The sequence below is a fragment of the Microvirga zambiensis WSM3693 genome (assembly GCF_016735695.1).
In the GTDB taxonomy this organism is placed as follows: domain Bacteria; phylum Pseudomonadota; class Alphaproteobacteria; order Rhizobiales; family Beijerinckiaceae; genus Microvirga; species Microvirga zambiensis.
Window position 1 is genome coordinate 1 of the sequence record NZ_JAERQD010000114.1, and the last position, 10,980, is coordinate 10,980.

The 10,980-nt window shown below is 64.1% G+C and carries 10 protein-coding genes; 4 read left to right on the forward strand and 6 right to left on the reverse strand.

Translation table 11 applies throughout. From position 1 onward, the window contains the following. Positions 1 to 401: 401 nt before the first annotated feature. A complete protein-coding gene (locus tag JKL46_RS33090; RefSeq protein ID WP_201842579.1) occupies positions 402 to 1,970 on the reverse strand; it encodes an OpgD/OpgG family glucan biosynthesis protein in 1,569 nt (522 codons plus the stop codon). Between the two features lie 642 nt (positions 1,971 to 2,612). Between JKL46_RS33090 and JKL46_RS33095 the strand changes: the two genes are divergently transcribed. Together JKL46_RS33095 and JKL46_RS33100 are read left to right on the forward strand one after the other, a co-directional pair. Beyond that, the gene (locus JKL46_RS33095; protein WP_201842581.1) at positions 2,613 to 3,767 is read left to right on the forward strand and encodes a type III PLP-dependent enzyme; all 1,155 of its coding nucleotides are present in this window, start codon (positions 2,613 to 2,615) and stop codon (positions 3,765 to 3,767) included. A gap of 129 nt (positions 3,768 to 3,896) precedes the next feature. Then, positions 3,897 to 4,469: a GNAT family N-acetyltransferase gene (locus JKL46_RS33100; protein ID WP_201842583.1), complete on the forward strand. Its 573-nt coding sequence runs from the start codon at positions 3,897 to 3,899 to the stop codon at positions 4,467 to 4,469. A 3-nt stretch (positions 4,470 to 4,472) separates the two neighbouring features. On the opposite strand, the gene JKL46_RS33105 is transcribed toward JKL46_RS33100, so the two are convergent. Then, entirely contained in the window at positions 4,473 to 5,702 is a 1,230-nt protein-coding gene (locus JKL46_RS33105; RefSeq protein WP_201842585.1) for an MFS transporter, read from the reverse strand. A gap of 251 nt (positions 5,703 to 5,953) precedes the next feature. On the opposite strand from JKL46_RS33105, the gene JKL46_RS33110 reads away from it, so the two are divergent. Continuing rightward, a complete protein-coding gene (locus JKL46_RS33110; protein ID WP_201842587.1) occupies positions 5,954 to 7,381 on the forward strand; it encodes a homospermidine synthase in 1,428 nt (475 codons plus the stop codon). A 132-nt stretch (positions 7,382 to 7,513) separates the two neighbouring features. Further along, positions 7,514 to 7,852, forward strand: a complete 339-nt coding sequence (locus JKL46_RS33115) for a hypothetical protein (protein WP_201842589.1) — start codon at positions 7,514 to 7,516, stop codon at positions 7,850 to 7,852. A gap of 145 nt (positions 7,853 to 7,997) precedes the next feature. On the opposite strand, the gene JKL46_RS33120 is transcribed toward JKL46_RS33115, so the two are convergent. The 4 genes from JKL46_RS33120 to JKL46_RS33135 all read right to left on the reverse strand — a co-directional run bounded on the left by JKL46_RS33120 (position 7,998) and on the right by JKL46_RS33135 (position 10,802). Further along, positions 7,998 to 8,513, reverse strand: coding sequence for a DUF2937 family protein (locus tag JKL46_RS33120; protein WP_201842591.1), 516 nt, complete (start codon positions 8,511 to 8,513; stop codon positions 7,998 to 8,000). Positions 8,514 to 8,581: 68 nt separating this feature from the next. Further along, entirely contained in the window at positions 8,582 to 9,151 is a 570-nt protein-coding gene (locus JKL46_RS33125; RefSeq protein ID WP_201842593.1) for a hypothetical protein, read from the reverse strand. A 341-nt stretch (positions 9,152 to 9,492) separates the two neighbouring features. Then, positions 9,493 to 9,786 (reverse strand): hypothetical protein, encoded by a 294-nt coding sequence (locus JKL46_RS33130; protein WP_201842595.1) that lies wholly within the window; start codon positions 9,784 to 9,786, stop codon positions 9,493 to 9,495. A gap of 8 nt (positions 9,787 to 9,794) precedes the next feature. After that, positions 9,795 to 10,802: a WD40 repeat domain-containing protein gene (locus JKL46_RS33135; protein ID WP_201842597.1), complete on the reverse strand. Its 1,008-nt coding sequence runs from the start codon at positions 10,800 to 10,802 to the stop codon at positions 9,795 to 9,797. Positions 10,803 to 10,980 lie beyond the last annotated feature (178 nt).

Below are 10,980 nucleotides of genomic sequence, written 5' to 3' on the forward strand. Positions count from 1 at the left end.
ATATAGCCAAGATTGGGAATGATGTCAAGAACAAAGTGAGAACATAACATCACGCTCTCACTGCCCATCCCCACCCCCGCGCCGTTATGGCCGTCCCCGGACTTGGTCCGGGGATCAGCTCGGCCATCCCGATCCGAAAGACGCCACGCTCCACCGCATCGAGATCACCGGCACTGATCCCCGGAACAAGTCCGGGGAGGTGATGACGTGAGAGGGTGGGATTGAGCCAAGACTTGGTTCCCCGGAACAAGTCCGGGGATGACGGCAGAGGGTGGCGCAAGCCTGGGCATGACGGTGAAGGATGGGATGACGAGGAGGGGACAGTGATGATGTGGCAGGGTGAGGACACTCTCGTTGTCATTCCCGTTCCCGCGGATCGGGAATGACAACGACGAGCCGTGTCACTCCACGAACCAGGGATAGGTCCAGGTCTCCGTCAGCGCCCGATTGCCGGCGCGCAGGAAGGCGCGGAGATCCGTGGACTGGCCCGGCTCCAGCTTCACGTCGATGGCGGCGCGGAAGCCCTGCGTATGAGGGTTGGGCATGACGAACGTATTGGTGATCTGGCCGACCGAGGTGGAGGGAATCAGCTGAACCTGGTCCGGCGCGCTCAGGTAATAGGCCAGGTTGCCGCCTGCGAAATCGACGATGAAGCGGCGATGCCTGGGATCGCTCGGCGCATTGGAGCCGCTGGCCCGGGGCGGCGTCTGGAAGGTGTTGACTACCTTGCCGCCCGGATGCATGGCACCGACCGCCGCCGCGGCGCGCAGGCGGTAGGAGATCACCACCTCCTGGCCCGGCTCGAAGGGCCGGTTCGGCTGCCAATAGGCGACGATGTTGTCGTGGGTCTCGTCCGGCGTCGGGATCTCGACCAACTCGACCCAGCCCTCGCCCCATTGGCCGATGGGCTCGACCCAGTAGCCGGGGCGCTGGTGATAATGCGCCTCCAGGTCCTGATAATGCTCGAACACCCGGTCGCGCTGCATCAGGCCGAAGCCGCGCGGATTGTTGTCGCTGAAGGAGGAGATCGTCTTCTTGGAGGGGTTGCGCAGGGGCCGCCAGATCCACTCGCCGGCGCCTGATTGCATGAGCAGCCCGTCCGAATCGTGGATCTCGAGGCGATAGTCGTCCGTCGGCTTCCGGTCGTTCTCGCCATCGAGATACATGGAGGTGAGGGGGGCCACACCCACGTTGGTGATGGTCTGGCGCGGGAACAGCGTCGCGGTGACGTCGAGGGTCGTTTCCTTGGACGGGTAGATGTCGAATCGATAGGCGCCGGCGACCGAGGGGCTGTCGAGCAGGGCATAGACGATGGCCCGCTCGTCGTTGGGCTTCGGCATCTCGATCCAGAACTCGCGGAAATGCGGAAATTCCTCCGCCTCGCCGCCCTCCACGTTGATCGCGAGACCGCGGGCCGAGAGGCCGTATTTCTGATCCGATCCGAGGAAGCGGAAATAGCTCGCTCCGAGGAAGGCGATGAGCTCGTCGAGCACCTTCGGGTTGTTCAGGGGATAGTGGAGCCGGAAGCCCGCAAAGCCGAGATTGACCGGCAGCGGACGTTCGATCTTGTTGCGGCCGTAGTCGAACAGCTCGCGCTGATAGGGCACCGGGGTCGGCACGCCATCGCGGATGACGTTCACCGTCACCGGGCGCTGATAGAGGAACCCGAGATGGAAAAGCTGCATCCGGAACGGGCCCTTGCCGGTGCCGAGCAGGGCCCTGTCGGTGCGGAAGCGGATGTCACGGTAATCGTCGAAGCTGAGCCGGTTCAGGGGCTCCGGCAGCTGCGACACCGGCGCCTCGAACGGGGCGCTCGCCAGCTCGCGCGCCCGGCGCACCACATCCTCGTAGCGGAACGGATTGGGCTGCGGCACACCAGTCTGCTGCGCAAAGACCGGGTGGCTGAAGGCGGACAGAGCGGTGGCGGCAAGGAGGCTTTGCAGGAGGGTGCGGCGGGACAGGGGCGTCATAATGGCGGAGCTGTTCTCGTCTCGAGGAAAAGGGCCGGGATTCAAGGGATTGATATGGGGCTCAAGCCCCATCCGTGTATCTTGGCCGCTTAATGAAGCCTGAACGGTGGTGCGGACAAGACACAGGTCCCGGCAGGGTTAAAAAAATCCTGGGAAGCCCCCGAAAAACTCTTGTGGTCCAGGGCGAATATGCTTATCTCAGCCCTGCCCAATTTCGCACGTGCCTGTGGTCGTGTGTCGGTTGGTGGGCATCCGGACAAGAGGCCGGACAGCCGCCCGAGAGCGACCTAGCTCTCGATACCCCTAACCGGCAGCCGGAGGCGAAAACCGGCGTACCTCGCTCTCAACGGGGGACGCGACTTAAAGCAACGACGAACGGGCTTTTTTGGTCTCGTTGGCCCTCCAAAGGTCAACACCGAAGAGGCTTGTTTATCATTGCCAGGCGTGCGGATGGAGTATCCCCATCCAATCCAAGGCAGCATCGTCGGGTGAAGAGCCCATCGCCGCTTCTCGTGTCTCCATCGCACGAAGCGGGATGTCGTCTTCCCCCGCTGACGCCGGACGGCAGGATTTCCTGATCGTCTGAACTTCAATCCGGAGGCTTCACAAGACCTCCATTGAACCTTTGGTGGGGAGAGCGCCATGACTCAGCGCATCCGTGAATTCCTGCGCAACCGACGTGAGGACGGCCCGTGCGTGGTCGTCGACCTCGAGGTCGTGCGCGACAACTACTCGAAGTTTGCCCGTGCGCTTCCCGACACGCGCGTGTTCTACGCCGTGAAGGCCAACCCGGAGCCGCAGGTGCTGAAGCTCCTCGCAGAGCTCGGCTCGTGCTTCGACACGGCGTCCGTGGTCGAGATCCAGCTTGCGCTGGATGCCGGCGCGACGCCTGAGCGCATCTCCTTCGGCAACACGATCAAGAAGGAGCGCGACATCGTGCGCGCCCTCGAGCTCGGCGTGCGCCTCTATGCGGTCGACTGCGAAGTCGAGGTCGAGAAGATCGCTCGTGCAGCCGCGACGGCTGGCATCGAGGCTTCCGAGGTGAAGGTGTTCTGCCGCATCCTGTGCGACGGCGCCGGTGCCGAGTGGCCGCTCTCCCGCAAGTTCGGCTGCGTGCCCGAGATGGCCGTGGACGTGCTGGAGCATGCCTATCGTCAGGGCCTGGAAGCTTACGGCGTGTCGTTCCACGTGGGTTCGCAGCAGCGCAACACGGAAGCCTGGGATCAGGCTCTCGGCTCTGCCTCCGCGATCTTCCGTGAATGCGCGCATCGCGGCATCCACCTGTCGATGGTCAATCTCGGCGGCGGCTTCCCGACGAAGTACCTGAAGACGGTCCCGATGGTCGAAGCCTATGGCGAGTCGATCTTCCGCGCGCTGTCGAAGCACTTCGGCAACCGCATCCCGGAGACGATCATCGAGCCGGGCCGCGGCATGGTCGGCAACGCGGGCATCATCGAGGCCGAGGTCGTTCTCGTCTCGAAGAAGAGCCGCGACGAGGAAGAGGTGCGCTGGGTCTATCTCGACATCGGCAAGTTCGGCGGTCTCGCCGAGACGATGGACGAGTCGATCCGCTATCCGATCCGCACGGAGCACGACGAGGACCGCAAGGTGCCGTGCGTGCTCGCGGGTCCCACCTGCGACTCGGCCGACGTTCTCTACGAGAAGGAGCCTTACCCGCTCCCCATCTCGCTGGAGATCGGCGACAAGGTGCTGATCGAGGGAACGGGCGCCTACACGACCACCTACTCGGCGGTCGCGTTCAACGGCTTCCCGCCGCTCAAGTCCTACGTGATCTAACTCACGTCCCGCCTGCCTCGCTGAATGAGGCAGGCATCAACCCAACACAGTTGTCCCGGACGGCCTGTTCAAGTTGTGAACGGGTGCGAGGGCTGTCGCTCACCCCACGTGTATTGGGAGGCCACGGCCATGATCACGATTCGCGAAGAAACCTTCCACGACGTCGACGCGCGCGAGGCGCTGCTCGATTCCTGCTTCGGAGCCGCCCGGTTCCAGAAGACCTGCGAGCGCCTGCGCGAGGGCAGGATGCCGGCCGACGGCCTGGCGCTCGTCATCGAGCGCAACAGCGAGATCATCGGCACGGTGCGCCTGTGGCACATCAGCGCCGGTGCGAACCGCGCGGCGCTGATGCTCGGCCCCATCGCCATCGATCCGTCCGTGCAGAGCCTCGGGCTTGGCGGAAAGCTCATGCGCGAGGCGCTGAAGCGCGCGAGCGGTCTCGGGCACAAGGCGGTTCTGCTGGTGGGCGATGCGCCCTATTACGAGCGCTTCGGCTTCTCGACCGAGAAGACGGGCTCGCTCTGGCTGCCCGGCCCCTACGAGCGCAATCGCTTCCTCGCGCTCGAGCTCGAGGCGGGTGCGCTCAACGGCGCGCGCGGCCTTGTCTCCGCGACCGGAGCTTTCGAGCAGAAGCCCGATCTCGGCGCGCTCGTTGCCGCGGCCGCCCAGGGCGCACTGGCAGGGATTCGTCCGTCGCTCTAATCGCTATCCCTCCGAGGGCTGCAAACGCGCGGCCCTCGGGTTGGGAAGCACGAAGGTGACGGCGGCCGCCGCGATCATGTAGGCGGCAAAGCCGAAGCAGATGGCTTCAAGCGTCACTCCCGCATCGAACAGCAGACCGATGGCGCCCGGCGTCGCGGCCGAGGCCACAACCATGATCGCGCCTGCGAGCGCACGGATCTTGCCGAGATGCGTCGTGCCGAACAATTCCGCGAGAACCGCCGCGATCACCACATTGGTGCAGCCCGAGGTGAGGCCGATCAGGCCGAAGAAGACGAGCGGCAGGAATGGCGCATCGAAGCTGGCAAGAGCAATCGAGGCCGCAATCATGCCGGCGAGATAGAAATGGCTGAGACGAACCGCACCGAACCTGTCGACGAAGCTGCCGGCGCTCATGGCGACGACCACGGAGACCAGCGCGAAGAGCGTGATGCTGCTCGCGAGCAGTTCCAGCGACCAGCCCTTCATTTCGGCGATGAAGCGCTGATGGAAGAAATAGGCCGTCATGATCGCCGGATAGCCGATCATGGTGGGAATGAGCGCGAGGAAGCGCCAGTCGCGCAGGATGTCGCTCCAGCGCGGGCCGGCATCGCCCATGGTTCTCCTGCGCGTCGTTTCCTCGACGTCAGGATTCCCGGCCTTGAGCAGGAAGCCGAGCAGCCAGCCGGCGACCAGTGCCATGACGATCACCAGCGCGGCGATGCGCCAGGTGCCGGTCCATCCGAAGGCCGCGATCGAGGCGAGGGCGACGGCCGGCAGGGTCGCCTCGCCCGCGGGAAAGCCGAGGGCGGCGACGCCGAGCGCCCGGCCGCGCACGCCCTCATGCAGGCGCGCGGTGCTCATCACGCCGGCATGGCTGAGCATGCCCTGGCCGAAGAGGCGAAGCGCGAACAGGCTCAAGCCCAGCATGAGGAGATTGGGCGCGAAGGACAGGCTGATGGCGGCAGCCGTCAGGCCCAGCATGGCCGTGGTGGCGTAAAGCCTTATGTCGACCCGGTCGATCACGCTGCCGACCCAGATCATCAAGAGGCCCGAGGACAGAGTCGCGAGGGAGTAGATCGAGCCGAAGGCGCCATGCGTCAGGCCGAACGCCGCGCGGATATCGGGGCCCGACAGGGAGATGAAGAAGGTCTGGCCGAAGGAGGACAGGAAGGTCAGAGCGAAGCCGAGTCCGATAATGCGCCAGTAGTTCTTGAGAAGATCGTGAAATTTCATCGGTCGCGGCCGGGAGAGAAACGGTGAGGCCGCCATCATGAAGCTTTGTTTCACGATGTCGAGCGTCAATCGAACATGTCAGAGGCGCAATCGTCATGCAGCCTTCGCCATCCTCAGGCGACAATGCCCGCAGGTGCGGGAAGGCGCCTCGGGGCATTGACCCTGGGGGCTCCGCAATCCTAGATGCGCCCGAAACATTTATCCGGCGTTTAGCTTTCACTACCTCTGATTTCGTAAAGGAGACAGATCAGATGACCACTTGGCCCGTCCACGGTCGCATCACCGGCCCCATCGTCATGATCGGCTTCGGCTCGATCGGCCAGGGAACCCTGCCGCTCATCGAACGTCATTTCGAGTACGACAAGAGCCGCTTCGTGGTCATCGATCCGCAGGAGAAGCACAGGGAGCTGCTCGACGAGCGCGGCATCCGCTTCATCCAGCAGGCGGTGACGAAGGACAATTACCGCGAGCTGCTCACGCCTCTGCTGACCGCAGGCGGCGGGCAGGGCTTCTGCGTCAATCTTTCGGTGGACACGGGCTCCGTCGACATCATGGAGCTGTGCCGCTCGCTCAACTGCTTCTACATCGACACCGTGAACGAGCCCTGGCCCGGCTTCTATTTCGACAAGAGCAAAGGGCCGGAATCGCGCACGAATTACGCCCTGCGCGAAATCACCATGGCGGCGCGCAAGCGCAATCCGGGCGGCACCACGGCCGTGTCGTGCTGCGGCGCCAACCCGGGCATGGTGTCCTGGTTCGTCAAGCAGGCGCTGGTGAATGTCGCCGGCGAACTCGGTGTCGCGTACGACGAGCCGAAGAGCCGCGAGGACTGGGCGCGCCTGGCGCAAAAAGTCGGCGTGAAGGGCATCCACATCGCCGAGCGCGACACGCAGCGCGCCAAGTCCGAAAAGCCCATGGGCGTTTTCGTCAACACCTGGTCGGTCGACGGCTTCGTATCGGAGGGCCTGCAGCCGGCCGAGCTCGGCTGGGGCACGCATGAAAAATGGATGCCGGAGAATGCCGGTACGCTTGGGCCCGATGCGCAGGCGATCTATCTGCTCCAGCCCGGCGCCAACACCCGCGTGCGCACCTGGTGCCCGACGCCCGGCTCTCAATACGGCTTCCTCGTCACCCACAACGAGTCGATCTCGATCTCGGATTATTTCACCGTGCGCGAGAACGGGAAGGCGGTGTACCGCCCGACCTGCCACTACGCCTATCATCCCTGCAACGAGGCGGTGCTCTCGCTGCACGAGATGTTCGGCAGCGCCGGCAAGTTCCAGGAGACGCAGCACATCCTCGACGAGAACGAGATCGTCGACGGCATCGACGAGCTCGGCGTGCTGCTCTACGGCCACGGCAAGAACGCCTATTGGTACGGCTCGCAGCTCTCCATCGAGGAGACCCGCCGCGTCGCGCCCTACCAGAACGCCACCGGCCTTCAGGTGACCTCCGCCGTGCTCGCCGGCATGGTCTGGGCGCTGGAGAATCCCGAAGCCGGCATCGTCGAGGCCGACGAGATGGATTTCCGCCGCTGCCTCGAAGTGCAGCTGCCCTATCTCGGTCCGGTGAACGGCTACTACACCGACTGGACCCCGCTCACGGACCGTCCCGGCTTCTTCCCGGAGGACATCGATTCCTCCGATCCGTGGCAGTTCCGGAACGTTCTGGTGCGGTAACCATGTGCGTCATGGCCGGCCTTGAGCCGGCCATCCACGTCTTCTACCTTCAACCAAGCAAGGCGTGGATACCCGGGATGATCCCCGGATCAAGTCCGGGGACGGCCACGACGAGTGGAGAGTACTGACGAAATGCCCCATTTCGAGGAATTCTACGCCAACAAGCTCCGTGGCGGTCTCGGCGTCGTCGATGCTGACAGCGTGCTCGATCTGCGGAGCGCCGGTCGCGAACAGGCGGCGGCCTCGATCCAGGACATGCTCGAGCGCAGCCGTTTTGCCACGCCAAAATCCGTCGCGATCCGCCTCAATCCGCCGGCAGAGGGCGGCGGCGAAACCCTCTTCCAGCCGATCGGCAAGGCCCTCCTGGAGGCCAAGAAGCGCGGCTGGATCGCCCGGCTGCAGACCCTTCCGGCCCAGGATGGATTGGGCTTTTACGTAGTGCTGGCCGGAAAGCCGGAGCGCGAGGCGTAACAGGTCAATCAAATATCGGTCTCATCCTGAGGAGGTCACGAAGTGACCATCTCGAAGGAGGATCGAGTGCTCCCTGGAACCTCCTTCGAGACGCAGCTTCGCTGCTCCTCAGGATGAGGGTTAGAGAGTTGGCTCAGGAAAACGATTAAACCCTTGCCGCTTGACGCGGCCGTCGCCACAGGCTGCGGAGAAAACCCGTCAGCAGAAGAAGGCCACCCCAAACGGCGATGAAGCCGATGGCGGCCGAGAGCAGCCCTTCCTCCGTCACCGGCACGGCCGGCTCGAAATCGCGATAGACCGCTTCCATCACATCCCGGTCGCCATCGCGCATCATCAGAGCGACGCGCGAGAAGGGACCTGACTGCATCATGGTCTGGCGGTGCATCTCAAGCCGCCCAAGGCGCTCCACATTGGCCTGCATGGCAGCGCCCTGACGGCTGACGAAATCGTCCGCGTTCGAGCGCAGGCGCGTGATCGCGCTTTCCGTCGTCTCGCCGCTTGCTCTCGCATCCCCGTCGAAGCGCGAGACCACCTGGCGCAATTCGTCGATCGCACCGCCGACGCGCTGACGGTATTGCTGCGCGAATTCAGGCCCCTGCGACGCGACGATGCCGCCGCACAGACCGCAGCCGAAGGCGATGATGCGAACGATCCTGGACAAGCTTGACCTCTTCGAAGGGGAAACGGTTCCGCAAGCCAACTGGTTCTGAAACAGAAACCTCGGCCTTGCTAGTCCTTCGAGGCGGGTTGCCGGGACGGCTCTGCCGAGGCCACGTCGTCGAGATTGACGCCATACTTCTTGCCCAGCGTGGCCCGCAGCTGCCGGAAATTGGCTTCGAAGAACAGCTTTGTGGCCGCGATCTCCTGCCTGACGCCTTCCTGATATTTCAAATAGTCGATTTTGGTGATCCGCTCTTCATAATTGAAGCGATGGCGCGCGCCGGCGAAACTCGCAACGTAAAGAGAAAGCGAGAAGCCGATGGTCGCGAGGCAGACGAGCAGGCGCGACAGCGCTCCCCGGCTGCCGAGGATATAGGCGAGCATGCCTGCGACGAGGGTCAGCACCGCCGGCAGTACGGCGGCCACGGCCGGCTCGCGGCTGTTTGACATGTTGTAGCCGATGACCCAGCCGAGCGAGCTGAGGGCAAAGATGCTGAGAAAGGAGAGCGGGAAAAGATGTCTCGTTCTCTTCTTGAGGGTGATGGCCGCAATGACGAAGGTCAGCGTCAGCAGAAAGACGAAAACCTCCCCCATCAATCTCAAGGATTCATGAGGCAGGTCCAGAGGCTGCCATTCCATCACCGAAATCCCTCAGGGCGTTGAAAGTTCGGCGGAACATGCAGATTGCGGTCCGGCTTGATCTCGGCCGGAGGATAGATGACTGGCGACTCCCGGTTCGGTACGCCTATGGGGTCTTGCGGCGAAGGCGTTGGACCGGTGTGCCCCTTCACGCATGCAAAGAATTCGTCAGGGGTCGCTTTATCGGCGCAATGATCGGCCCGAGCCTCGCCCTCCGAGAGAATGAAGCCGCTGGCGCAGGAAGCGAGCAGCAAGGTCCAGGTCTGCATGGCGCGCCCTCCATGAGGAGTTGCGCAATATTTAACATAAAACCCTTGGTTGCGAAACGGGAGCTGAGCCGTTCAGTCGGGCTCGTTGGAGGTAGTCGCCGCGTCGGCGATATCCTCGGCCATGACCTCGTCGAGAGGCTTGGCAACCTTGAGTGCTCGCGTCTTCCTGCCCGGCTCCATCACCAGGATCACGGTTTCGATGCCCGGGCAGCCGGGATCGTTGCAGACGATCTCGTTGACGGCGAAGGCGGTGTCCGGCGAGACCTGAAGGGCTGCGCGCGCGAGGTCCTTCACCCGGTCGATGCCCTGCCTGTCGGGCTTCGGCAGACCGAAGGTGCCGCGCATGAAGGCGCCGAAGAGAGCCACCGGCGATCTCACGCGGGCAGGGTCAGGATGCCGCCCTGACCGTCCTCGCAGCCGAAGGCGAGGCGCTTTCCGCCCTTGTCCCAGGTCATCGCCGTGATTCCGCTGTCCTTCACGGCGGAGCGCACGAGAAGCTCGGAGGCATCGTTGAGGCGGATGAGGAGAATGCAGCCGTCCTCGTAGCCTACCGCCAGCACATAGGTGTTGGGATGGAAGGCTACGTAGCTGACCTTGGCGGGCCTGACGCCGCATTCCCGCGGCGCCTTGCCCATCGGGCCTTCCTTCGATTCGAAGGGCCAGATGATGGCCGCCTCGGCACCGGAGGTGGCAAGCCACTTTCCGTCCCCCGACCAGGAAAAGGAGCGCGTCTTCGAGGGGTAGCCGCTCATGCGCATATGGCCCTTGTCGGGGATGAGCCGCCAGCCGTGGAGCGCGTTCTCCTGCATGGAGGTCACGACGAAGCGGGCATCCGGCGACCAGGTGACGTCGAGATGCGAGCCCTTCCACTCCAGGAATTCGGGCTTCGCCTCCGTGTTGGGGAACCACAGGGTCGCGCCGTTGTAGTGGGAAATCGCCAGCCGGTAGCCCTTCGGCGCGAAGGCGAGGCCACGGGCCGCGGAGGGAACCTCGAGACTCTTTTCCCGGCCCTTGTCGTCGCGGGCGACGACCCGCTTGCCGGCCCCGTAGGCGAAGGCGCCGCCTGCGTTCACGGCAAGCGAATCGATCCAGGTGTTCTTGGTCTCGGCAAGCGTCTTCGTGGAGCCGTCGGCGCCTGTTACGGCGACGCGACCGTCATCGCCGCCGGTGACGAAGCGCTCGCCGTCGCTTGCCGCCACCAATACGCCTCCACCGGGATGCGCCTCGACGCGATGGCTTTCGCCATCCTTGACCAGCAGCACGCCGCCATCGCCGAGGCCGAAGGCCGCCGTGCTCTTCAGCCATGCGACGGCGGTGACGTTGGCGCCCGCATCGAGCGGCGCGACGTTCTGGGTGAGAGAAGGAGCAGTTCCGGAACTCATCGAGGCGATCCCTTTTGCGGGAGCGATAGCATGATTTGCGGGGAGGGTGTCATCCTGTCATGCGGCGCGCGTCTCCCTCTCCCGTTTGGGAGAGGGTCGGAGTGAGCGACTGTCTTGTTGGTCAAGGGTTTTGTTGGCGCCATGGCTGGTTCTCGCGCAGGACGGCGTTGAGGATGGT